We start from the raw sequence: 23326 nt of genomic DNA on the forward strand, positions 1-23326 counted from the left end.
TTTCCAGGAAGTCCGTGAAAAGCGCGGCCTGTGCTATTCGGTCTATGCCTTCCATTGGGGCTTTTCCGACACTGGCGTCTTCGGCGTCCATGCCGCGACCGGCCAGAGCGACATCGCCGAACTGGTGCCGGTCATCATCGACGAGTTGCAGAAGGTCGGCGAGAACATCCTGCAGGAAGAACTCGACCGGGCGCGTGCGCAATATCGCGCCGGGCTGATCATGTCCGCCGAAAGCCCGGCCAGCCGCGCCTCGCAAATCGCACGGCAGCTGCTTCTGTTCGGCCGGCCGATCGCCAAGGAGGAACTGATGGAACGGCTGTCGGCGCTGACGATCGAGCGTCTGACCGATCTGTCGTCCCGGCTGTTCTCGACCACACCGACGCTGACCGCTGTCGGGCCTGTAGGTACGCTGGCGCCCTACGAGGCGATCCTCGAGTCGCTTGCGGGCACGCAGACCACGGCCCGCAAGCTCGCCGTCTAGCCCCTCAAAGCGTCGTGTTCGCGCTCCCGTTCTTTCGCCGTGACCTGCCGGCGCTGAAGGGCGACCGCGTCACGCTGCGCGTGCCCTTCACGAACGACTACCGCGAGTGGGCGGCGGTGCGCGGCGAAAGCCGCGCCTTCCTCGAACCATGGGAGCCACGCTGGACTCCCGATGAACTCGACCGTACCGCATGGCGGCTGCGCATCAGCCGCTACCGCGAAGACTATGCCCAGGGAACCGCGATCGCCTTCTTCATCTTCGAGAAAAGCAGCGGCAAGCTGGCGGGCGGCATCACCCTCGGCAACATACGCCACGGCGTCTCGCAAAGCGGCCATATCGGCTACTGGATCGGCGAGCGCTTTGGCGGCCGTGGCCTGATGACCGACGCGGTCAAGGTGGTGGCGCCCTTCGCCTTCGATACGCTGAGGTTGCACCGGATCGAGGCGGCCTGTATTCCCGACAATATCAGGTCGATCCGCGTGCTTGAAAAAGCCGGATTCCGGCGCGAAGGACTGCTGCGATCCTATCTCAGGATCAACGGCATCTGGCAGGACCACTACCTCTACGCCCGGATCGCGGACGATCCGCCGGCCGCAGGAACGAAGGACTGATTTTTGACGAATTTCCTGCGAAACGGGCCGCTGTTCGCCTTTGTCGTCGCGACAATCCTGGCGCTGTGCGCGGCATCGTCGGCCTTCGCCGTCGAACCGATCAAGATTGCCCGCGACGATGTCGCGCTCGACCTTTCGGGCGCCGTCGAGATCTACCGGAACCAAGGTGAAAATTTCCAGGTGTCGACCGCTCCCGGGCCGGACGGCATCGTGCGGCGCATCGAGGTCGAGGCCAACGATGCGCGTTCGACCGGCGACTGGGCAGTGTTCGCGCTGGCCAACACCACCGACCAGCAGCTCGACCGGCTGATCGTCGCGCCGCATTTCCGCCTGGTGAATTCCGGCATCTTCTGGCCCGATCTCGGCTCGACCCGCATCGCCGCCATCACGCCCAGCGAAGGCTTTGCGCTCGACCGCCAGACCAGCCCCGATGCTGACGTGTTCCGGGTGACGCTGAACCCGGGCACGGTCATCACCTTCATCGCCGAGCTGGCCTCGCCTAAGCTGCCGCAGGTCTATCTGTGGGATCCGGAATCCTACAAGGATTCGGTCAATTCCTACACGCTGTTTCGCGGCATCGTCATCGGCATTGCCGGCCTGCTGGCGCTGTTCCTGACCATCCTTTTCGTGGTCAAGGGAACCTCGATGTTCCCGGCGACCGCGGCACTCGCCTGGGCGGTGCTCGCCTATATCTGCGTCGATTTCGGCTTCCTCAACAAGATCATCGAGATCTCGCCCGGCAACGAGCAGATGTGGCGAGCGGGAACGGAGGTGGCGCTGGCGGGAACCTTCGTGGTGTTCCTGTTCGCCTATCTCAATCTCAACCGATGGCACGGCCATTTCAGCTATGGCGCGCTGGTCTGGATCCTCGGACTGGTGCTGATCGCCGGCGTCGCCATCGTCGATCCGGCGGTCGCCGCCGGCATCGCCAGATTGTCCTTCGCCGCCACCGCGCTGACCGGGCTCGGCCTCATCATCTTCCTCGGCATACGCGGCTACGACCGCGCCATCATGCTGGTGCCCAGTTGGGTCATGGTGCTGTTGTGGCTATGCGGGTCGTGGATGGCGATCACCGGCATGCTCGACAACGACATCGCCCAGCCGGCACTGGGCGGCGGGCTGATCCTGATCATCCTCTTGATCGGCTTCACCGTCATGCAGCATGCCTTCGCCGGCGGCGCGCTGCATCAGGGCCTGTTCTCCGACCTCGAGCGGCAGGCGCTGGCCGTCGCCGGATCGGGCGACACCGTGTGGGACTGGGACGTGCTGCGCGACCGCGTCGTCACCAAGCCCGATGTCAGCATCCAGCTTGGGCTGGCGCCGAACAGTCTGGGCGGTGCCGCACGCAACTGGCTGCCGGTGCTGCACGCCGACGACCGCGATACGTTCCGCACGACGCTCGACGTGGTGCTGGAACACCGGCGCGGCCGGGTGTCGCAGAACTTCCGCCTGCGCGGCGCCGACGGCCACTATCACTGGTTTTCGCTGCGTGCGCGGCCGGTCATCGGATCGGACGGCGAGGTTATCCGCTGCGTCGGCACCATGGTCGACGTGACCGAGCAGAAGAAATCCGAGGAGCGGCTGCTGCACGACGCCGTGCACGACAATCTGACCGGTCTGCCGAACCGCGAACTTTTGATGAACCGGTTGGAAGCGGTCATCTCGATCGCCCGCACCGAAGAGAAAGTGCGGCCGACCGTCTTCGTCATCGACATCGACCGTTTCAAGCAGGTCAATGACGGGCTCGGCATCTCGGCCGGCGACACCATCCTTTTGACCATTGCGCGCCGGCTGCACCGGCTGCTCAAGCCGAAGGATTCGCTGTCGCGCTTTGCCGGCGACCAGTTCGCGCTGATGCTCTTGTCCGAACAGGACCCGGCCCGTATCGCGGCGGTGGCGGATGCCATCAAGCACGCGATCAACAACCCGATCACTTTCGCCAAGCGCGAGATCGTATTGACGGCGTCGATCGGACTGATCACCTGGAATTCGCCGCAGATGTCGGCCGAGGACATGGTCAAGGATGCCGAGCTTGCCATGCATCAGGCCAAGCGCTTCGGCGGCGACAGGATCGAGCCGTTCCGTCCGGCTTTCCGCACCGTCGGCACCGACAGGCTGCAATTCGAATCCGACCTGCGGCGCGCCATCGAGCGGCGCGAATTCACGCTCGCCTACCAGCCGATCGTGCGGCTGGAAGACGGCAGCGTCGCCGGCTTCGAAGCCCTGCTGCGCTGGGACCATCCGCGCCGCGGCATGATCCCGCCGGCGGATTTCATCCCGGTCGCCGAGAGCTGCGGGCTGATCGTGCAACTCGGCCTGTTCGCCATGCAGCAGGCGGCGGAAGACCTCGCCGGATGGCAGAAGCAGATCGGCGACGCGCCGCTGTCGGTCTCGGTCAACCTGTCCAGCCGCCAGCTCATCCGCCGCGACCTGGTCAGCGATGTCCGCTCGGTTATCGCGCGGGCCAATCTGAAGCCGCGCTGCTTCCGGCTCGAGCTCACCGAATCGCTGGTGATGGACAATCCGGAGCAGACTGCCCATGTGCTGACCAAGCTGAAGCAACTCGGCATTGGCCTGTCGCTGGACGATTTCGGCACCGGCTATTCCTCACTGGCCTATCTGACGCGTTTCCCCTTCGACACGATCAAGATCGACAAGAGCTTCGTCGACGACAACACGCCCAAGCGCGCGGTGCTGCTCAAATCCATGGTCAACATGGCGCATGAACTCGGCCTGTCTGTCGTCGCCGAAGGCATTTCGGACGAAAGCGATGCGTTGGAACTGCGCCAGATGGGCTGCGAATATGTGCAGAGCTTCATGTTCGGCGCACCGATGCCGGGCGACCAGGTGCTGAAGACGCTGAAGGAACAGTACCCGCTGACGCAGGCGTGAGTGGATCTGCCTGGGACTGGCGCTGACTGGGAGACTGGTCGAAACGCCCCTTTCGCTTTTGGCCAGACTGGCTCATCGACCCGGAAAGCTATGTGTAGGATTTAATCCTACAACGTGCTATGGGGAGTCAACGAGAGGATTTCCACAATGCGCACGACGCAACAGATGAGCATCACCCTGCCGCCCGAGATGGCGCAGATGGTCAAGACTAAAGTCGCCTCGGGAGAGTACGCCACCGAGAGCGAGGTCATCCGCGATGGCCTGAGGGCATTGGCGGCGCGAGACAAGGCTCTGGAACGCTGGCTCGTCGAGGAAGTCGTGCCGACCTTGAAGGATCTCGACGCCCACCCTGAAAACCTTGCTGACCCCGAAGACGTCCGTCGCCGCCTCAAGGCGCGGGTCTCGGTGTTGACGGCCAAGTCATCCCGCAGTGCATGAACTATACGGTCAAGTTCCATCCGGCAGCCGAGCAGGACCTTGACGAATTGCTGACGCACCTCGCGCAGGAGACCGGCGCCACTGTCGCCAACCGATTTGTCGACCGCATCGTAGACTACTGCCTGGGATTCTCAACGTTCCCTGAGCGCGGCATGCACCACGATAACTTGGCGAAGGGTCTGCGCACGGTCGACTGGCGTCGCCGGGCCACCATTGCCTTCACCGTGCGGGAGGACTCGGTGACTGTCCTCAGGATTCTCTATGCCGGCCGGACGCTGGAGCTACCGACCGACGACGAATGACATCCAAGGCCTTGGCGCGCGGGCGACCAGAAAGGCACATCGAGCACGGCCAAGTCTGAGCCGCCCCAGTTGAAGCTGATCTCGAAGTTCAGGCGTGTCCGGCGGCGAGGCTGAGATGCGCCAGATCGATGCCGATCGAGGCGAGGATGCGGTCGTATTTGCGCTCGATGTCGGTGTCGAACAGAAGTTCGGCGTTGGCTGGGCAGGTCAGCCAGCCATTCTCGGCGATCTCGGTTTCCAGCTGGCCGGCGCCCCAGCCAGAATAGCCGAGCGCCATCAGTGCGTGACGGGGGCCACGCCCAGACGAAATGGCACGCAGTATATCGACGGTCGCGGTCAGGCAGATGTCGTCCGAAACGGTCAGCGACGATTCCACCCGGTAGTCGCCCGAATGCAGGACGAAGCCCCGGCTGCGATCCACGGGCCCGCCATTGCGCACGACGAAGTCGCGGGCCTGCGCCGGCAAGCGGATCGCCTCCTGTTCGTTCATGATGCCGAGTTGCACCAGCAGGTCCGGAAACAGCATCTGCTGTGTCTGGTTGATGATCAGCCCCATCGCGCCTTCATCGCTGTGGGCGCAGATGTAGATGACCGATCGCGTGAAACGGTCATCCTTCATGCCGGGCATGGCAATCAGGAACTGATCGTCGAGAAAGCCACGGCTGGCGGCTGTCTTCTTGTGGCGCAACAAGTCCATGGCAGCAAGCGTAACGCGTTTCCAAAGCGCCGAAAAGATGTACCGTGCGGGATTCGACCAAAGCCCACGCCGCCGGCCCGAGCATTGCCCCCTTTGGGTCACGCAAATATGATACCGGCAGTGCCATGAAATCATTGCGCGGCCACGAACGGACGATCAAATCACCGCCATGCAAAGCTTGAAAATCCTGCTGCTCGGCGCCGCCATCGGATTGGCAACCGCTCTTCCCGCCGCCGCCTCCTCATCGGCGTGGTACAACAGCGAAGGCGGCAAGGTCCGGCTGGTGACGAGCGGCAAGGCCGATGCCGCCGGCCGCATCCAGGGCGTTCTCGACATAGCGCTCAAACCCGGCTGGAAGACCTATTGGCGCGATCCGGGCGACGCGGGCGTGCCGCCGCAGCTCGATATTTCGGCCAGCACAAACATCGCCGACGCCCAGCTTTCGTTCCCGGCGCCGCAGCGTCATGACGACGGCTATGGCAAATGGGCGGGCTACAACTATCCGGTTTCGCTGCCGGTGGTGTTCACCCTGTCGGCGGCGCAAAATCCGGCCGTCATCGACGCCGACATCTTTCTCGGCATTTGCGAAACGATCTGCATTCCGGTGCAGACGCGGCTGACCGTCGACCCCGGCTCCGACCCGGACAATGCCGAAGACACCGCGCTGGTGAAGGCGAGCTTCGCGGCGTTGCCGACACCCGCCAGGTCCGATTTCGGCATCAACGTGCTGCCGGGCGACCACGAAACGCTGGTTGTCGAGGCGAGCTTTCCCGGCGATCCGGAGGCGGCGGACTTCTTTGTCGCCGGCGAGCGGGACTACATGTTCGGCACCCCTGCCCGCAGCGAAAAGGACGGCAAGCTGATCTTCACCGTGCCGATCCTCGACCGCCCTTCGACGACGCCAACGGATGGCGGGCTTCATTATACGCTGACGAGTTCGACCGGCGCGGTCGAAGGGCTCTTGCCGTTTCCTTAAAGCGCCGCGCATCAACGGATTCATACGACACGCTTCAAGATCTTCTCTTTGTCGATGTCGTTGTCCCAAAACCGCTGCGCACTTTTGGCCGGCATGGGCTGATGCCACTCCTGGACGGTTGCAGGCGGCCGCTGAGTTCGCTACGCAAGCACACGCCCTTCCCCATTTTTCCAGACGAGGAACTCATGACCATTTCCGTTGGCGACACGCTGCCTGATGTGACCTTCAAGACGATGACCGCCGACGGAGCCAAGCCGATCACGTCGGCCGAGATTTTCTCAGGCAAGAAGGTTGTGCTTTTCGGTGTTCCGGGCGCCTTCACGCCGACCTGCAGCAACAACCATTTGCCCGGCTATCTCGAGAACCATGACGCCATCCTGGCGCGCGGCGTCGATACCATCGCCGTCGTTTCGGTCAACGACGTCCACGTCATGGGCGCCTGGGCGCGCTTCACCGGCGGCGAAGGCAAGATTCTGTTCCTCGCCGACGGCAGCGGCGACTTCGCCAAGGCGGTCGGCCTCGACAACGACCTTTCCGCAGGCGGCATGGGACTGCGCTCGAAGCGGTTTTCGATGATCGTCGATGACGGCAAGGTCATCGCGCTCAATGTCGAGACCAAGCCCGGCGTCGACGAGTCCGGCGCGGCTCATATTCTGGGACAGCTCTAAATCTCGGCGACAGCCTCGGGCCAGGGACCGCAAGGCCTCGCCCGACAGCTTTTGGGGGACCGCGACGATGTCTGACATCCTGTGGCGCAGTATCGCGATCGGCATCGGCGCCACGGCGCTGATGGATATCTGGGCGATCTTCCTGAGCACGGCGTTTGCCCAGCCGCGACCGAACTGGGGCCTGGTCGGCCGCTGGGTCTGGCACCTCAGGGAAGGCAAGGTCTTTCACGACGATATCGGCGATGCCAAGCCATACGCACATGAAGCGTCGCTGGGCTGGGCCTTTCACTATTTTGTCGGCATCGTCTACGGCATCATCCTGGTGGCGTTGGCGGGAGCGGCCTGGCTGGCGGCGCCGACCTTCCTGCCGGCCTTCATCCTCGGCATCGTCACCGTCGGCGCCGGCTGGTTCCTGCTGGCACCCGGCATGGGCGCCGGCTGGGCTGCCTCGAAGCGCCCCAACCCGATGCAGATCCGCGCCCTCAACCTGGTCTCGCACACGGTGTTCGCGCTCGGGCTCTATGGCATGGCGCTGCTGATCCGCTGAGCGAAGTTAACCGTCGCGGCGCTGCACCGGCCTGTCGATCGGCCGCCATCCGTGGATAACGCGGCGCGCACCGATATCGTACGCAAAATAGTTGCCACCGCCGGCTGGCTGATCCGCTTCACGGCTGATTTCCCGACTGCTGAGAGACAGCAACAGGAGCGTTCCCACGCCGCCATGGCCCACGAACGCAATGTCGCCCGCGCCGTCGGTGCCGAGCACGGTGTCGACCTCGCTCACGATACGATGTTGGGCATCGATGGCCCGCTCCCATCCACGAACGCTGTCGTGGGGATTGGCGAAGAACTGGTCCGCGACCGCTTCGAACTCCGGCGGTGGTAAAAACCCCGTCGCCGATCGGTCATTCTCATGCATCCGTTCCCTCACCTCGATGGCAAGGCCGAGATGCGCCGCAAGGATTTCGGCGGTTTCCAGCGCCTTGCGTTCAGCCGACGAAACGATACGCCGAATCGACCCGACCCAGGGCCGATCGAGCATGGCGACGGCTCTCGCTCGTCCGATATCTGACAGCCCCCATTCCGGCACGGGAATGTTGGCGTCGACCTGAACCTGGGGATGCGTGACATAGTAGAGGATCGGCACGATCGAGGTTCCCTGCCTGTGAGCGGGCCTGCTCCAGGAACTCAGTAACTCTGGGTCGAGCGCCGTGCCTTTGCCACCGCCGTCTGCTTTGACTGCTCGGCTGGCTTCGGCACGGCAGCAAGCTTGACCGGGCCTTTCTTGAACGGCGCCATGCCTTCGCGCGCGAGTTCGTCGGCGCGTTCGTTCTCGGTATGGCCGGCATGGCCCTTGACCCAGTTCCAGGTCACCTTGTGGCGCCTGTTGGCCTCATCCAGCGCCTGCCAGAGCTCGCCGTTCTTGACCGGCTTCTTGTCGGCGGTCTTCCAGCCGTTCTTCTTCCAGCCGTGGATCCACTTGGAAATGCCGTCCATGACGTATTTGCTGTCGGTGTGAAGCTCGACCGTGCAAGGTTCCTTCAGCGCGTTCAGCGCCGAGATGGCGGCGAGCAGCTCCATGCGGTTGTTGGTGGTTTCCGCCTCGCCGCCGGAAAGTTCCTTGGTGGTACCGTTGAAGCGCAGGATCGCGCCCCAGCCGCCGGGGCCGGGATTGCCCGAACAGGCGCCGTCGGTAAAGATCTCAACCTGTTTGCTCATGCCAATCCATATTCCGAAGGAGATTCGATCGCCCGATGGAATCGCATCCTGCGGATGTATTCGGTCGGATCGCGTTTCATCACCAGCCCGCCATTGGGAACGGTCAGCCAGTCGTAGAGCCGGGTCAGCATGAAGCGCAGCGCCGAGCCGCGCGCCAGCATCGGCAGCGCCGCCTTTTCCCGGTCGCTCAGGGGACGCACGCTCTGATAGCCGGCAAGCAAGGCCTTGCCCTTGGTCAGGTTGAAGGAGAAATCCTTCTCGAAGCACCAGGCGTTGAGGCAGGTGGCGACATCATAGGCGTAGAGGTCGTCGCAGGCGAAATAGAAGTCGATCAGCCCGGACAGTTTTTCGCCGAGGAAGAACACGTTGTCAGGGAAAAGATCGGCATGGATGATGCCTTGGGGCAGGTCCTTCGGCCAGTTCCGCTCGAAGTCGGCGAAGTCGGCATCGACCTCGGCGGCCAGGCCGGGCTCAACCTCGTCGGCGCGGACGCGGGAAGCATCCCAAAGCTTACGCCAGCCGTCGATGGCCAGCGCGTTCGGACGGGTCATCGAAAAATCAGCGCCGGCCAGATGCAGCGCCGCCAGGGCCTTGCCGACCTCGCCGCAATGCGTCGATGTCGGCCGCCGCAGCGAAAGCCCTTCGAGGAAGGTGATGATGACGGCCGGCCGGCCGGCGAGCGTACCGATGACGCTGCCGTCATGTGCCGTCACCGGCAGCGGGCAAGAAACGCCTTTTTTGGCGAGGTGGCCCATCAGCCCGAGGAAAAACGGCAGATCCGCCTTCTCGACGCGCTTTTCATAGAGCGTCAGGATGTAGGAGCCGCTGGAGGTGTGCAGCAGGAAGTTCGAGTTTTCCGTGCCTTCGGCGATGCCCTTGTAGGACAGGAGATCGCCGACCGGATAGTGCTTGAGGAATGCGCCGAGTTCGCCTTCGGCAACGTCGGTGTAGACCGCCATGTGCCTTACGCGGCTCCATTGACGAAGGCCATGTCGGCTCGCGTCAGTTCGACATCGCGCAGTACCCGCATGACCGGAAAATCCTCCGTTTCCGTGGCCGTGATGGCCAGGTCGATCGTGACGTCGAAGCGTTGCCGGAACGCGTCGATGATCTCGTCGACGATGATCTCCGGCGCCGATGCCCCAGCTGAGAGGCCGAGCGTCGAAATGCCGGCGATGTCATTCCACGGAATCTCGGCCGCGCGCTGTACGAGAAGCGACATCGAGGCGCCGGCACGCTCCGCCACTTCGACAAGACGCCGCGAATTGGAGGAATTGGGCGCGCCGACGATCAGGTAGAGATCGGCGCCGGCCGCGGTTTCCTTGACCGCCTCCTGGCGGTTGGTGGTGGCGTAGCAGATCGATTCCGCCGCCGGGGCATGCAATTGCGGAAAGCGATCCTGCAGGGCGCGGATGATGCCGGCGGTGTCCTCGACCGACAGCGTGGTCTGGGTGACGAAGCCAAGCGCCTGCGGATCGGCAGGCGCTAGCTTCGCGGCATCGGCCTCGGTCTCGATCAGCGTCACCGCGCCGTCCGGAAGCTGGCCCATGGTGCCGATCACCTCGGGGTGTCCGGCATGGCCGATCAGCAGCACATGGCGGCCAAGCCGCTGGTGGCGCATCGCCTGCTTGTGGACCTTCGACACCAGCGGGCAAGTGGCATCCAGATAGAAGAGATTGCGCGCCTGCGCATCCGCCGGCACCGACTTCGGCACACCATGCGCCGAAAACACGACCGGCGACTGCCGATGTTCGGGGGGAATCTCGGAAAGCTCTTCGATGAACACGGCGCCGAGGCTTTGCAGTCCCTCGACGACGTAGCGGTTGTGCACGATCTCATGGCGGACATAGACCGGCGCGCCATATTTTTTCAGCGCCAGCACCACGATCTGGATGGCGCGGTCGACGCCGGCGCAAAAACCGCGCGGCTGGCAGAGCCGGATCGTCAGGGGTGGCTTGGTGGTTGTCTGAAGCATTAAATCCTGGCCGGTTGATCAAAGCCGAAATGAGGTGCCTACCCCTGCCCTGTCAAGGGCGTTGGTAGAAAGGGGGCGGTGGTCGCGTTCATTCCTCTTTCACCGGACGGCGAAGCCGCAGGATGAGCACGGCGGCGAGCGCTGCGGCAAGGCCATACCAGGTCATCGCATATTGCAGATGGCTATTCGGCAGGTCGATGATGGTGACGCCACCGACCGGCAATCCGCCCGGATTCGGCGTCTTGTCGGCGTCGATGAAGATCGGCACCAGCGTGGCGCCGGCCGGCAGCCCGGCGCTCGCCGCCATCGCGTCGCGGTCCTTCCAGTAGAAGATGTTCTTCGCCAGGTCGTTGTCGGGGAGCATCATCGACGGCTTTGCCGGCAGCGGGTTGCGGGCGAGGCCGGTGACCGTCACCTGGCCCGTCACCTGCCCTTGCGAGCGCTTGGCGGCATCCTTGAGATCGTAGGGCACGAAGCCGCGATTGATCAGCACGAAGCGGCCATCGTCGAGGGCAAGCGGCGTGTAGACATTGAAGCCGGCCTCACCGTCCCACGTGGCGTAGAAGTGCCGTTCGCCCTGATGCAGGAAAGTGCCGCTGACGATCACCGGCGTATAGTCGACGTCCCCGGTCGTGGCGAATTCTCTTTCGACCTCGGCAAGCGGCCGCGGCGCTGCGTGCGTACGCTGATCGATGGTCTGCAGAAGGCCTTCCTTCCAGTGCAGGCGCTGGACCTGCCAGGTGCCGAGCGCCAGCAGGATCAGCAACAGCAGCAGGCCAAGGCCGAGCAGCAATGCTGTCCTTGACCGCGAACGGCCGCCACCTCCAGCGGATGCCTCGCTCATTCGCCGTGATCCAGCCGGCCCTCGGCCGCCTTGTTGCGGTATTGCAGGGTCAGCAGCACGCCCTTGATCAGCCGCAGCGCCGTCAGGCACAGCACAACAGCCAGCGGGATCCAGAGCAACAGATGCAGCCAAAGCGGCGGGCTCAGCGTCACTTCAACCCAGAGCGCCAGGCCGACGATGATGAAGCCGATGATCAGAATGACGAAGACCGCCGGTCCGTCGCCGGCATCGGCGTAGGAATAGTCGAGGCCGCAATTGGTGCAGCGCTTGCCGACAGTGAGGAAGCCGGAAAACAGCCGCCCCTCGCCGCAGCGCGGGCAGCGGCCATGCAGGCCGGCCGAAATCGGATCGATCGGCGGCCAGATTGCCTTGTCGTCGTTCATTGCTTACCGCTCGATCTCGGATCGATCGGCGGCCAGATCGTCTTGTCACTCATTGCCAACCGCTCGATCTCGATCGGTGTCCCATCGGCCACCATTGCCCAGATTTCATCCATATCGGAGTCCGTAACCGCAATGCAGCCGTCGGTCCAGTCGACCAATTGAAGCAGCCAGCCCCACCAGCCAAAACCATTTGGCTGGCCGTGGATCATGATCATGCCGCCCGCATCGACATTGCGTGCCTTCGCGGCCGCCAGATCGTCGGCATTGGGATAGGAGACATGGATCGACTTGTGGGCGATGCTGTTCGGGTTGCGCCAATCGAGGACATAGCGCCCCTCCGGCGTGCGTTGATCGCCCTCCTGGTGCTTGTGCCCAAGCGGATCGCCACCCAAGGCGATGTTGTAGCTCCGCATGACCTTGCCGTCGCCGATCAGGTCCAGCCGCCGTTCCGACTTGTCTACCCGCACCAGATCGACCTTCTCGCCAGCAGAGGCCGGAACGATCGCGATCATGAATGGGAAAATGGCAGAAGGAATTGTCAGCCGCATCGGCTATCGATTGGCGATCATTGCGCCGAAATGAAGAAGGCGGCCACGTCGCCGCAGCCGCCTTCTCGAAATCCCTGGAGCCTGTTCCATTCCATCCCGATGCATCGGGATGGGCTCTATCTCCTTGTTTTGCTCAGGTCGAAATCAGTGCGCTTCGATCACCGCGCCGACCGATCCCCAGACATAGATCGCTGAGAACAGAAACAGCCAGACCACGTCGACGAAGTGCCAATACCAAGCTGCCGCCTCGAAGCCGAAATGCTGCTTGGGGGTGAAATCACCCTTCATCGCCCTGATCAGGCAGACCAAGAGGAAGATGGTGCCGATGATGACATGGAAGCCATGGAAGCCGGTCGCCATGAAGAAGGTGGCGCCGTAGATGGAATCCTTGAAGGCGAACGGTGCATGTATGTACTCGTAGGCCTGCACCATGGTGAACAGCATGCCGAGGCCGACGGTCAGCACCAGGCCGTTGATCAGTCCCTTGCGATCGCCATGGATGAGCGAATGGTGCGCCCAGGTGACCGTGGTGCCCGACAGCAGCAGGATGATGGTGTTGTAGAGCGGCAGGTGGAAGGGATCGAGAACCTCCATCCCCTTCGGCGGCCAGACACCGCCGGTAAACGCGGTGCGCGCGTATTGCTGAACCTCGCCTGGAAACAGGCTGGCGTCGAAGTAGGCCCAAAACCAGGCGACGAAGAACATCACCTCGGAGGCGATGAACATGATCATGCCGTAGCGCAGGTGCAGCGACACGACACGCGTGTGATGGCCCTCATGCGCTTCCTTGATCGTGTCCGACCACCAGGCGAACATGGTATAGAGGACGATCACCATGCCTATGAAGAACAGCCACGGATTGGCGATGTTGAAGCCGAAGACCGGGAAGTTGCCGGCCTTGAGATACTGCATCAGGCAGACGCCGCCGATCGCGGTCACCAGCGCGCCGATGGACCCCAGGAAAGGCCATGGGCTCGGGTCGACGAGATGGAAGTCATGGTGTGGTTTTGCGTGCGCGTCTGCCATATCAACCCCCGAGATTTGCTTCGGTATTGGAAATTGTCTTGCTGCTGCCTTGGACCGGCACTGATGACGCGACCGGCTTGCTCTTCTCGACCGGGAACATCGTATAGGACAGAGTGATCGTCTTCACGTCCTTCAGTTCCGGTACGTTGACGATGTCGGGATCCACATAGAACACGACCGGCATGTCCAGCGTCTCGCCGGGCTTCAGCGTCGTATCGGTGAAGCAGAAACACTCGACTTTGTTGAAGTAGGGACCCGCCAGTTCCGGCTGCACATTGAATGTGGCGCGGCCGGTAACGGGGCGATCGAACTTGTTGGTGGCCTGATAGTGCGCCTGCACCGTCTCGCCGATCTTCATCGTCATCGAGCGATCGACCGGCTGGAAATCCCACGGCACGCCGGCGATGTTGGCGTCGAACCGGACAACGATGTCACGGTCGAGCACCCGGTCCGCATATTGCTGCGTGGCGCGTCGCGTGGTGCCGCCATAGCCCGTCGCCTGGCAGAACATCTTGTAGAGCGGCACCGCGGCATAGGCCATGCCGATCATGCCGCCGAAGAAGGCAAGGCAGACAAACGCGACGACGCGGTTGGTGTTCTTCCTGCTATCGGCCACCGTGTCCTGGCTCATCGCGTCCTCACATCGAGCCGGGGTGATGACCGAATTTCACGATCGTCGCGATGTAGAAAATGATCACCAGCACCGCCAGCGCCAGGCCGATGGCAACAGAGCGATTGCGTCTGGCTTTCCTCTGCCGCTCGGTCAGCGTGACCAATTCGAGCTTCTCTTCGATCATGGTCATGCCCCACCCATGGCAAGCGCGCGCTCGACGACGCTGTCGGCGAGATAGGCAGCGAAGATGGCGAAGAGATAGAGCAGCGAATAGGCGAACAGCGCCTTGGCCGGCTTCATCGCGCGATCATCGTCGGCCATGCCAAGCACTTTCCATGCGTACCAGACAAAACCCAATCCAAGCAGCACGGCGGCCACGCCATAGACCGGCGTGGTGTAGCCCAGCAGCCATGGCAGCACGCCGACCGGCGCCAGCAGCAGCGCATAGGCAAAGATCTGGCGGCGGGTCGAAGCCTGGCCGGCGACGTTCGGCATCATCGGAATGCCGGCGCGGGCATAGTCCTCGGACTTGAACAGCGCCAGCGCCCAGAAATGCGGCGGCGTCCACAAGAAGATGATCAGGAATAGGACGATGCTTTCCAGACTGACAGTCCCTGTCGCCGCGGCCCAGCCGATGACCGGGGGAATGGCACCGGCGGCGCCGCCGATGACGATGTTCTGCGGCGTCCAGCGCTTGAGCCACATCGTATAGACGACGGCATAGAAGAAGATGGTGAAGGCCAGCAGCGTCGCCGACAGCCAGTTGACCAGCACGCCCAGCGTCATCACCGACAGCACCGACAGCACCAGCCCGAAGCTCAGCGCCTCGTGCGGCTGGATGCGACCGGCCGGCACCGGACGAGAGGCGGTGCGCGTCATCACCGCGTCGATGTCGGCATCATACCACATGTTGAGCGCGCCGGAGGCCCCGGCGCCGATGGCAATCGACAGGATGGCGATCACTGCCAGCAGCGGATTGATGGTCACCGGCGCCGCGACCAGTCCGACGAAGGCGGTGAACACCACCAGCGACATGACGCGCGGCTTCAACAGGGCGAAGAAATCGCCCGCCGTCGCTTCCGACATGCGGAAGCCCGCTTCGTCAATGCTGGTTTCGTCGACTAGGGCCATGCGTACTCAAGTTCCATCATTCCGTTTGGCCAAAACCGCCGGCGGGCCGGCGGTTTCGATTCCAGGGAGGCTGCCGCCTTACTTGATCTTCGGCAGTTGCTCCCACTGGTGGAAGGGCGGCGGCGAAGGCAGCTGCCATTCCAGCGTCGTGGCGCCTTCGCCCCACGGATTGGCACCGGCGACCCGCTTCTTCTGGAAGGCCTCGAACACGCCGTAGAGGAAGATCGCTACACCGACGGCCGAAATATACGAGCCGTAGGACGACACCATGTTCCAGCCGGCAAACGCGTCGGGATAGTCGATGGTGCGGCGCGGCATGCCGGCAAGGCCGAGGAAATGCTGCGGGAAGAAGATCAGGTTGACGCCGACGAAGGTGACCCAGAAATGGGTGTTGGCGATGGCAAAGGAATACATGTAGCCGGTCATCTTCGGGAACCAGTAATACCAGCCGGCGAAGATGGCGAAGACGGCGCCCAGCGACAGCACGTAGTGGAAGTGCGCGATCACGAAATAGGTGTCGTGCAGCGAGCGGTCGAGACCGGCATTGGCCAGCTGGACGCCGGTGACGCCGCCAATCGTGAACAGGAAGATGAAGCCAAGGGCCCACAGCATCGGCGGCTTCAGCGAAATCGACCCGCCCCACATCGTGGCAATCCAGGAGAAGATCTTCACGCCCGTCGGCACCGCGATGACCATCGTGGCGAAGACGAAATAGCGCTGCGTGTCGAGCGACAGGCCGGTCGTGTACATGTGGTGGGCCCAGACGATGAAGCCGACCGCGCCGATGGCGACCATCGCGTAGGCCATGCCGAGGTAGCCGAACACCGGCTTCTTCGAGAAGGTCGAGACGATGTGGCTGATGATGCCGAAGCCCGGCAGGATCAGAATATAGACTTCCGGGTGACCGAAGAACCAGAACAGGTGCTGGAACAGGATCGGATCGCCACCGCCATCAGGCGCGAAGAAGGTCGTGCCGAAGTTGCGGTCGGTCAGAAGCATGGTGATGCCGCCGGCAAGCACCGGGAGCGACAACAGCAGCAGGAAGGCGGTGATCAGCACCGACCAGGCGAACAGCGGCATCTTGTGCAGCGTCATGCCCGGCGCGCGCATGTTGAAGATGGTGGTGATGAAGTTGATGGCGCCAAGGATCGACGAGGCGCCGGCAATGTGGATCGACAGGATCGCCAGATCCATCGCCGGCCCGGGCTGGCCCGAAGTCGACAGCGGCGGGTAAAGCGTCCAGCCGCCACCGACACCAAAGGCGCCAGGCGCGCTCGGCATGAAGGCCGAGGCGATCAGAAGCAGGAAGGCCGGCGGCAGCAGCCAGAACGAGATGTTGTTCATGCGCGGGAAGGCCATGTCGGGCGCACCGATCATGATCGGGACCATCCAGTTGGCAAAACCGCCGATCAGGGCGGGCATGACCATGAAGAAGATCATGATCAGCGCGTGCGCGGTGGCGAAGGCGTTATACATGCTCTTGCCGCCGTCTATCGCGGCGTCACCGTTCATGCCGTAGACCATCTGCGCGAGGCCGCTGAAAATCTGGATTCCCGGCTCCTGCAGCTCCATGCGGATGGCGACCGACAAGGCACCACCGACGATGCCGGCGAAAATCGCAAAGATCAGATAGAGCGTGCCGATGTCCTTGTGGTTGGTGGAATACACCCACCGGACCCAGCCGTGATACGGCTTGTGGTCGTGGTCGTCGTGAGCTGCAGCGCCTGCCATGTTCCGCTCCGTTCCCTGATCTTTTCTGGCCGCGGCATCAGTTGCCGGCGGCAGCTACCTTGTTCTGGCCGTCGACCTCAGCCATCAGCGCCTTGTTGGCACCGGGCAGGTTGGTTTTGGCTTCCGCCAGCCAGCTTTTGAATTGCGCGTCGGAGACGACGCGGATGGCGATCGGCATGAAAGCGTGATCCTTGCCGCAGAGCTGCGAGCACTGGCCGTAGTAGAGGCCTTCCTTCTCGGCCTTGAACCATGTCTCGTTGGTGCGGCCGGGAACCGCGTCCATCTTGATGCCGAACGACGGCATGGCGAAGGAGTGGATCACGTCCGTTGCCGTCACCAGGACGCGGGTCATGGTGTTGACCGGCACGACCATCTCGTTGTCGACGGCGAGCAGGCGCGGATAGATCTTGCGATCTTCCTTGCCGGCGGCCGCCCGGTCGGCCTCCTGCAGGATCGCGGAATTGAAGGAAATGGTGTTCTCTGTCTGGTATTCGTAGTCCCAGTTCCACTGGTTGCCGGTCGCCTTGACGGTCAGCTTTGCGTCTTCCGGCGGCGTGTATTGCGCGGTCAGCAGCTGGAACGAAGGGATTGCGATGCAGAGCAGGATGACGACCGGGCCGACGGTCCAGATCACCTCGATCAGCGTGTTGTGGCTGGTCTTCGACGGAACCGGGTTCACGCTGGCCCGGAATTTGAGGATGCAATAGGCGAGCAGACACAGCACCAGGATGGTGATCGGGACGATGAACCACATCGTGTAGTTCCCGAACCACTCGATCTGCCGCATCATATCGGTCGCCGGCGCCTGGAAGCCGGTCTCCCAATCCCTGGGCTGATCGGCATGGGCTGATGCGCCGGCGAAAAACGTGGCAGCGGCAATCGCGCCTGCTAGGAATTTTCTCATCGCCCTCATCGTCTCCCAGTTCCTCGCGGCTGTGCCCACGAGAATATCGAACAATGCCGGGACGGGAATCCCGACTGTCTCAAGCTGGTTCAAACCATACTCTTTTTCCCTCTGCAAGAAAGGAGCGGGCGAAACCGTGCGGCATTTTTGCGCGCAAGCCCGGATATGTCTTTGAAGGCAACGGCGGCGGCCCCGAATCGCGTATGTCCGGCCAACCGCACCATTCCCGCGGCGGGGCGTGCCGACCGTCGCAATTCGGGCGAAATTGGCAAGGAAAAGCGCCGAATTGGCATTTTCAGGGCAGACCGGTTGCGGTCTCGTCCTTTACTTGGCTTTGGCGCGGCTTAAAGTGCCGTGATTCGCAATGGAGCCGTCATGAACTCTTGGCTTTCGAGACTTGCGCCTTCGAGAATCTTGGCGCCTTCGAGAATCTTGGCGAAGGTCATCTTTCTCGCCGCTTTGTCCGTCATCGCTCCGTCCGTCATTGGCTTGTCCAGCCAGGCCAATGCCGCGCAGCCGAGCGGCACTGTCCGCTCGACGCATGGCGCGTGGTCGATCATCTGTGACACGCCGGCCGGTGCCACCTCCGAGCAGTGCGTGATGATGCAGAACGTCGTCGCCGAGGACCGGCCCGAGATGGGGCTTTCGGTCGTCGTGCTGCGCACCGCCGACAACAAGGCCGAGATCCTGCGCGTGCTGGCGCCGCTCGGCGTGCTGTTGCCCAACGGGCTCGGCCTCAATGTCGACGGCAAGGACATCGGCCGCGCATATTTCGTGCGCTGCTTCCAGGACGGCTGCTATGCCGAGGTCATTCTCGAAAAGCCGCTGCTCGACACGCTGAAGACCGGCACGTCGGCCACCTTCATCGTCTTCCAGACCCCGGAAGAAGGCATCGGCATCCCCGTCGACCTCAAGGGCTTCGCCGACGGTTTCGCCGCCCTGCCCTGACACTGGGATTCGATGACCAGCGACATCAAGGACTTCATCAACCAAAAGTGACGTCGGCGGGCTGTCGGCGATCGCATTTGTCTTCACAACGTGGTGGGGCGATTGTCTCGGCGCGCCTTCGCGCCTACATCGTGGCAAAGAACCATTCCTCCTGTGAACGGACGCGCCATGAACAGCCTGATCGGCCAATTCGACATTTCAGACGATCGCATCAAGCAGATCGTCAGAGAGACCATAAACGGCGCCGATGACGGCGAACTGTTCCTCGAATACAGCGAGAGCGAAGCGCTGATGTTCGACAATGGCCGGCTGAAGACCGCCAACTTCAACACCGACCAGGGGTTTGGCCTGCGTGCGGTCGCCGGCGAAGCCAGCGGCTATGCCCATTCAAGCGACCTGTCCGAGGCTTCGCTGCTGCGCGCCGCCGACGCCGTTTCAACCGTCAAGGGCGGTTACTCCGGCACGCTGGCCGCGGCGCCCGCCCGCACCAACCGCCATCTCTATGGCGACGAGAACCCGATCCCCTCGCCCTCCTTCGAGACCAAGGCAAAGCTGCTGCAGGAAATCGACGCCTGGCTGCGCGCCGAGGATCCGCGCGTGCGCCAGGTTTCGGCCTCGCTGACCTCATCCTGGCAGCATGTCGAGATCGTGCGCGCCGACGGCCAGGTGGTGCGCGATATCCGCCCGCTGGTCAGGGTCAGCGTTTCGGTGGTCGTCGGCGACGGCGACCGCCAGGAGAGCGGCTCCTACGGCATGGGCGGACGCAAGGCCTTTGGCGACTTTCTCATCGAAGACAGCTGGAAGCACGCCGCCAAGGAGGCGCTCAGGCAAGCGCTGGTCAATCTCGAGGCGATCCCGGCGCCTGCCGGCACCTTCGATATCGTGCTGTCCAGCGGCTGGCCGGGCGTCATGCTGCACGAAGCCGTCGGCCATGGACTGGAAGGCGATTTCAACCGCAAGAAGACCTCGGCCTTCGCCGGCCTGCTGGGCCAGCAGGTCGCCGCCAAGGGGGTAACCGTCGTCGACGACGGCACCATGCCGGAGCGACGCGGCTCGCTCACCGTCGATGACGAAGGCACGCCTTCCGCCCGCAACGTGCTGATCGAGGATGGCAAACTGGTCGGCTACATGCAGGATCGCCAGAACGCCCGGCTGATGGGCATGAAGGCCACCGGCAACGGCCGGCGCGAAGGCTATGCGCACCAGCCGATGCCGCGCATGACCAATACCTTCATGACGGCGGGCGACATGGAGCCGGAGGAAATCATCGCCTCGGTCAAGAACGGCATCTATGCCGTGTCCTTCGGCGGCGGCCAGGTCGATATCACCTCGGGCAAATTCGTGTTCGGCTGCACCGAGGCCTACATGATCGAGAACGGCAAGGTGACGCAACCGATCAAGGGCGCGATGCTGATCGGCAACGGACCTGACGCCATGCACCGCGTTTCAATGGTCGGCAACGACATGAAGCTCGACACCGGCATCGGCATGTGCGGCAAGGCCGGACAGGGCGTGCCGGTCGGCGTCGGCCAACCGCATTTGCGCATGAACCAGATGACGGTGGGTGGCACCAGGGTTTGATTGATCGGCCGCGCCGGTTGTTGTGGTCGCGAAAGCGTCCCTTCAGCCGCCGCCGAGGTAATGCATACCAGTTCCAACCTTGTCATCCTCACCAGCGCCGGCATTTCGGCGGCGTCGGGCGTCGCGACGTTCCGTGACCTCGACCGGGCCTGGGCCAAAGCCGGCGTTTTCCAGCTGAAGCCTGTCGGCACCTTGAAGTGAACACAATCCACATTAGGAAAGCGCGACCTGGACAATGAAAGGCCATACCATCCTGACGGTGAAAACCGACAAGGGCGATCTTGTCCTGGACAATCTGGTCAATGAGATCAGACCTTGGAATGCGACGGACTATTACTTCCTCAAACGCCCGTCCCAGCAGAACCCAAACACATGGGTGTCGATCAACCAACGGGGCGGCACGTCGAAACGACTGTCGCCAAGCTAGCAGGAGCTACGGCTACCGCCGCCGTTTCGGCTTCTCCAGCAACGCCACCGCCTCGACATGCGGCGACCACAGGAACTGGTCGATCGGCGTCACGCTTTTCAGGATGTAGCCGCCGTCGAGCAGAATGCGCAGATCGCGGGCTAGCGTGACCGGGTTGCAGGACACGGCGGCCACCCACGGAACATCCGAGCGCGCGAGCTGCTTCGACTGGTCCTCGGCGCCGGCGCGTGGCGGGTCGAACACCAGGCCGTCGAAGCCATTCAATTCCTTGAACGTCAGCGGCCGGCGGAACAGGTCGCGGCGTTCGCCCGTCACCCGCTTCAGGCCGGTGGCGAAGCGTGAGCCCCGGTCGAGCGCCGAAAGTGCGGCCGCGTCGCCTTCGACCGCATGGACTTCCGACTTCACCGCCAGCCGCAAGGCAAAGCTGCCGCAGCCGGCGAAAAGATCGGCGACCTTCTTGGCACGCTTCAGATGCCCGCCGACGATATCGGCCATCGCCTGTTCGGCGGCCTCGGTCGCCTGTAGAAAAGCGCCCGGCGGCACGGCGACAGCGACGCCGCCGAACATGACCACAGGCTTCCTTGGCTCGATGATGATCTCGTCATCGATGGACAGTCTGGCGAAACCTTGCGCAATGACGAAATTGGCGGCGATGCGGCGCTGGTGTTCGCCGAGCTTGCCGGATTCGTGAACCGCGACATCAAGGCCCGAACCGGTCACGGTGACCGTCAGCCGGAACGATTTGGTGGTGGCGCAAACCAGTTCGGCGAGCCCCTTCAGCCGATCGAACGCGCTGACGATCTCGGGCAGCGAGATCGGGCATTCCGATATCGAGATGATTTCCGGCGACAGATGACGATTGAACCCAAGCAGCATGCCTGTATCGGTGCGCCGGGCGGCGAGCACGACACGGCGGCGCGTGTGCGGTGCGCAGGCGACCAGTTCGCCGATGTCGCAATCGATGCCCTTCAAGGCGTGCACCACCTTTTCGCGTTTCCATTGGCGATAGGCTTCGGCTTCGAAATGCTGGAGCGCACAACCGCCGCATTCGGTGAAATGGCGGCAGGCCGGATCGATGCGCAGCGGCGAAGCTTCCAGCACCGCCATCAGTGCGGCGCGATCCCTTTCGCGCGCGGCGGTGACGACCTCGCCGGGCAATGTGAAAGGGATGAACAGGTCGCCGTTCTCGGTCTCGGCGATGCCGTCGCCCTGGGCGCCAAGTTTCCTGATGCTGAAGCGCGCGCTCATCGATCCTTGATCCCACCGAGCAGGAATTCACGGTTGCCGTCGCCGCCTTCGATCGGCGACAGATGAAGTCCGAGCGAGCGCCAGCCTGGAACGGTGTCCAGCCAATCCTGCAGCACGCCGGCGACACGGGCGGCATCGTAGGGATCCTTCAACAGGCCGCCCTTGCCGATCGCTTCGCGGCCCGCCTCGAATTGCGGCTTGACCAGAAACATGGCGCCGGCGCCAGCCTTCGCAATGGCAAGCGCCGGCGGCAGCGCCAGTTTCAGCGAAATGAAGCTGACGTCGGAAACGATGAAATCCGGGATCCGGCCGCCAAGATCGGCGACCGTGAGATCGCGAGCGTTCAGGCCCTCGATGACAGTCACACGCGGGTCTCGGCCGACATCAGGATGCATCTGGCCATGCCCGACATCGATGGCGGTAACATGGGCCGCGCCGCGCTCGAGCAGGACCTGGGTGAAGCCGCCGGTCGAGGCGCCGATGTCGAGTGCTTCACGGCCGGCGGGATCGAGGCCGAAATGGTCGAGCCCGCCAATCAGCTTGAGCGCCGCGCGCGACACATAACCTTGCGCCGGATCATCGATGGCAATCAGGCACTGCGGCGAAACGTTCTGGCCGGGTTTGCGGGCAAGGACGCCGTCAACCTTCACCGTGCCACGTTCGACCGCGTCGCGGGCACGCGAGCGGCTCGCAAACAGTCCGCGCTGGACGAGCAGGTCGTCGAGCCGCTGGCGTGTGTTGGCAGGCAGAGGCGAGTTCATCGCCTTCATGGCGAAAGCGCGTCGCGAAGGCAAGGATATTGGGGCGGGACCAGGAACATCGTCGAAAAGCGAGCGAACACACCAAGCCGCCGCACCGCTTGCGGGTATCGCATCAACCCGGCACAATGTTGAGGAGGGGCGCCGTTTATCCGAATGCGAGGGCCGGATGCTAACAGGAACCTGCCACTGTGGTGCAGCCCACTGGACCCTGGAGGGCGATCCCGGGCCGATCACCGCCTGCAGCTGCACGCTTTGCCGTCGCTATGGCGTGCTCTGGGCTTATGACTATGTCGACGAACGCATCCGCGTTGCGGGACCAGTGAAGCGCTATACCCGCGCTGGAAAAGATACGCCCTCGCTCGAGATTCTGTTCTGTCCTACATGCGCTTGCCTGCTCGCCTGGCGCGGCTTGAGCTCCGATG

General features: G+C 63.1%; 29 protein-coding genes. 13 read left to right on the forward strand and 16 right to left on the reverse strand.

Translation table 11 applies throughout. The features are described 5' to 3' along the window. The 5 genes from ACFSQT_RS38080 to ACFSQT_RS38100 form a co-directional block, all read left to right on the forward strand. Nucleotides 1-481, forward strand: a 481-nt coding sequence (locus ACFSQT_RS38080) for a M16 family metallopeptidase (protein WP_379027155.1), incomplete at its 5' end; no start/stop codon positions are given. Nucleotides 482-495: 14 nt separating this feature from the next. Further along, nucleotides 496-1092: a GNAT family N-acetyltransferase gene (locus ACFSQT_RS38085; protein ID WP_379024408.1), complete on the forward strand. Its 597-nt coding sequence runs from the start codon at nt 496-498 to the stop codon at nt 1090-1092. A 3-nt stretch (nt 1093-1095) separates the two neighbouring features. Then, on the forward strand, nt 1096-3984 hold the full coding sequence (locus ACFSQT_RS38090; protein ID WP_379027156.1) for an EAL domain-containing protein: 2889 nt from the start codon (nt 1096-1098) through the stop codon (nt 3982-3984). A 147-nt stretch (nt 3985-4131) separates the two neighbouring features. Next, a complete protein-coding gene (locus tag ACFSQT_RS38095) occupies nt 4132-4422 on the forward strand; it encodes a type II toxin-antitoxin system ParD family antitoxin (RefSeq protein ID WP_379027157.1) in 291 nt (96 codons plus the stop codon). After that, nucleotides 4419-4724 carry a type II toxin-antitoxin system RelE/ParE family toxin gene (locus ACFSQT_RS38100; RefSeq protein WP_379027158.1) on the forward strand — a complete coding sequence of 102 codons (306 nt, stop codon included), beginning with the start codon at nt 4419-4421 and terminating at the stop codon, nt 4722-4724. Before ACFSQT_RS38095 ends, ACFSQT_RS38100 begins: the two co-directional genes overlap by 4 nt. An 88-nt stretch (nt 4725-4812) precedes the next feature. On the opposite strand, the gene ACFSQT_RS38105 is transcribed toward ACFSQT_RS38100, so the two are convergent. Beyond that, a complete protein-coding gene (locus ACFSQT_RS38105) occupies nt 4813-5421 on the reverse strand; it encodes a YqgE/AlgH family protein (RefSeq protein ID WP_256749819.1) in 609 nt (202 codons plus the stop codon). A gap of 169 nt (nt 5422-5590) precedes the next feature. On the opposite strand from ACFSQT_RS38105, the gene ACFSQT_RS38110 reads away from it, so the two are divergent. From ACFSQT_RS38110 to ACFSQT_RS38120, 3 genes are all read left to right on the forward strand, one after another. After that, nucleotides 5591-6397, forward strand: coding sequence for a protein-disulfide reductase DsbD domain-containing protein (locus ACFSQT_RS38110; protein WP_379027159.1), 807 nt, complete (start codon nt 5591-5593; stop codon nt 6395-6397). A 185-nt stretch (nt 6398-6582) separates the two neighbouring features. Further along, complete coding sequence (locus tag ACFSQT_RS38115) at nt 6583-7065, forward strand: peroxiredoxin (protein WP_379027160.1); 483 nt, start codon at nt 6583-6585, stop codon at nt 7063-7065. Nucleotides 7066-7132: 67 nt separating this feature from the next. Then, a complete protein-coding gene (locus ACFSQT_RS38120) occupies nt 7133-7612 on the forward strand; it encodes a DUF2938 domain-containing protein (RefSeq protein WP_379027161.1) in 480 nt (159 codons plus the stop codon). Nucleotides 7613-7618: 6 nt separating this feature from the next. On the opposite strand, the gene ACFSQT_RS38125 is transcribed toward ACFSQT_RS38120, so the two are convergent. The 13 genes from ACFSQT_RS38125 to coxB all read right to left on the reverse strand — a co-directional run bounded on the left by ACFSQT_RS38125 (nt 7619) and on the right by coxB (nt 17948). Next, the gene (locus tag ACFSQT_RS38125; protein WP_379027162.1) at nt 7619-8212 is read right to left on the reverse strand and encodes a histidine phosphatase family protein; all 594 of its coding nucleotides are present in this window, start codon (nt 8210-8212) and stop codon (nt 7619-7621) included. Between the two features lie 41 nt (nt 8213-8253). Further along, nucleotides 8254-8784 carry a ribonuclease HI gene (gene rnhA / locus ACFSQT_RS38130; protein ID WP_379027163.1) on the reverse strand — a complete coding sequence of 177 codons (531 nt, stop codon included), beginning with the start codon at nt 8782-8784 and terminating at the stop codon, nt 8254-8256. Then, nucleotides 8781-9743, reverse strand: a complete 963-nt coding sequence (locus ACFSQT_RS38135; protein ID WP_379027164.1) for a homoserine kinase — start codon at nt 9741-9743, stop codon at nt 8781-8783. Before ACFSQT_RS38135 ends, rnhA begins: the two co-directional genes overlap by 4 nt. Nucleotides 9744-9748: 5 nt before the next feature. Continuing rightward, complete coding sequence (gene ispH / locus ACFSQT_RS38140; protein WP_379027165.1) at nt 9749-10759, reverse strand: 4-hydroxy-3-methylbut-2-enyl diphosphate reductase; 1011 nt, start codon at nt 10757-10759, stop codon at nt 9749-9751. A gap of 88 nt (nt 10760-10847) precedes the next feature. Then, the gene (locus ACFSQT_RS38145; RefSeq protein WP_379027166.1) at nt 10848-11603 is read right to left on the reverse strand and encodes an SURF1 family protein; all 756 of its coding nucleotides are present in this window, start codon (nt 11601-11603) and stop codon (nt 10848-10850) included. After that, a complete protein-coding gene (locus tag ACFSQT_RS38150; protein WP_379027167.1) occupies nt 11600-11986 on the reverse strand; it encodes a DUF983 domain-containing protein in 387 nt (128 codons plus the stop codon). The genes ACFSQT_RS38145 and ACFSQT_RS38150 overlap by 4 nt, the downstream gene beginning before the upstream one ends. After that, complete coding sequence (locus ACFSQT_RS38155; RefSeq protein WP_379027168.1) at nt 11983-12534, reverse strand: L,D-transpeptidase family protein; 552 nt, start codon at nt 12532-12534, stop codon at nt 11983-11985. Before ACFSQT_RS38155 ends, ACFSQT_RS38150 begins: the two co-directional genes overlap by 4 nt. 144 nt (nt 12535-12678) lie before the next feature. After that, on the reverse strand, nt 12679-13560 hold the full coding sequence (locus ACFSQT_RS38160; RefSeq protein WP_379027169.1) for a cytochrome c oxidase subunit 3: 882 nt from the start codon (nt 13558-13560) through the stop codon (nt 12679-12681). 1 nt (nt 13561) lies between these two features. Next, nucleotides 13562-14191, reverse strand: a complete 630-nt coding sequence (locus ACFSQT_RS38165) for a cytochrome c oxidase assembly protein (protein WP_379027170.1) — start codon at nt 14189-14191, stop codon at nt 13562-13564. Between the two features lie 7 nt (nt 14192-14198). After that, nucleotides 14199-14363 (reverse strand): hypothetical protein, encoded by a 165-nt coding sequence (locus ACFSQT_RS38170; protein WP_379027171.1) that lies wholly within the window; start codon nt 14361-14363, stop codon nt 14199-14201. Continuing rightward, nucleotides 14360-15304: a heme o synthase gene (locus ACFSQT_RS38175; RefSeq protein ID WP_379027172.1), complete on the reverse strand. Its 945-nt coding sequence runs from the start codon at nt 15302-15304 to the stop codon at nt 14360-14362. Before ACFSQT_RS38175 ends, ACFSQT_RS38170 begins: the two co-directional genes overlap by 4 nt. Nucleotides 15305-15382: 78 nt before the next feature. Then, nucleotides 15383-17035, reverse strand: a complete 1653-nt coding sequence (gene ctaD / locus ACFSQT_RS38180; RefSeq protein WP_379027173.1) for a cytochrome c oxidase subunit I — start codon at nt 17033-17035, stop codon at nt 15383-15385. Nucleotides 17036-17072: 37 nt separating this feature from the next. Beyond that, on the reverse strand, nt 17073-17948 hold the full coding sequence (gene coxB / locus ACFSQT_RS38185) for a cytochrome c oxidase subunit II (protein ID WP_379027177.1): 876 nt from the start codon (nt 17946-17948) through the stop codon (nt 17073-17075). 366 nt (nt 17949-18314) lie between these two features. On the opposite strand from coxB, the gene ACFSQT_RS38190 reads away from it, so the two are divergent. The 4 genes from ACFSQT_RS38190 (at nt 18315) to ACFSQT_RS38205 (ending at nt 20895) form a co-directional block, all read left to right on the forward strand. Beyond that, entirely contained in the window at nt 18315-18887 is a 573-nt protein-coding gene (locus ACFSQT_RS38190; protein WP_379027174.1) for an invasion associated locus B family protein, read from the forward strand. 168 nt (nt 18888-19055) lie between these two features. Further along, entirely contained in the window at nt 19056-20468 is a 1413-nt protein-coding gene (gene tldD / locus ACFSQT_RS38195; RefSeq protein ID WP_379027175.1) for a metalloprotease TldD, read from the forward strand. 60 nt (nt 20469-20528) lie between these two features. Then, nucleotides 20529-20669: a hypothetical protein gene (locus ACFSQT_RS38200; protein ID WP_379016898.1), complete on the forward strand. Its 141-nt coding sequence runs from the start codon at nt 20529-20531 to the stop codon at nt 20667-20669. Nucleotides 20670-20703: 34 nt separating this feature from the next. After that, entirely contained in the window at nt 20704-20895 is a 192-nt protein-coding gene (locus tag ACFSQT_RS38205; RefSeq protein WP_379016900.1) for a transglutaminase-like cysteine peptidase, read from the forward strand. A 12-nt stretch (nt 20896-20907) separates the two neighbouring features. Here ACFSQT_RS38205 and ACFSQT_RS38210 read toward each other — a convergent pair whose 3' ends face one another. Together ACFSQT_RS38210 and ACFSQT_RS38215 are read right to left on the reverse strand one after the other, a co-directional pair. Beyond that, nucleotides 20908-22143, reverse strand: a complete 1236-nt coding sequence (locus ACFSQT_RS38210) for a class I SAM-dependent RNA methyltransferase (RefSeq protein WP_379016902.1) — start codon at nt 22141-22143, stop codon at nt 20908-20910. Then, complete coding sequence (locus ACFSQT_RS38215; protein ID WP_379016932.1) at nt 22140-22904, reverse strand: TlyA family RNA methyltransferase; 765 nt, start codon at nt 22902-22904, stop codon at nt 22140-22142. The genes ACFSQT_RS38210 and ACFSQT_RS38215 overlap by 4 nt, the downstream gene beginning before the upstream one ends. A gap of 166 nt (nt 22905-23070) precedes the next feature. Here ACFSQT_RS38215 and ACFSQT_RS38220 point away from each other — a divergent pair. Further along, on the forward strand, nt 23071-23326 hold a 256-nt coding region (locus ACFSQT_RS38220; RefSeq protein WP_379027176.1), incomplete at its 3' end, for a GFA family protein.

Origin of the sequence: Mesorhizobium calcicola (assembly GCF_042682105.1) — a bacterium.
Taxonomy (GTDB): domain Bacteria; phylum Pseudomonadota; class Alphaproteobacteria; order Rhizobiales; family Rhizobiaceae; genus Mesorhizobium; species Mesorhizobium calcicola.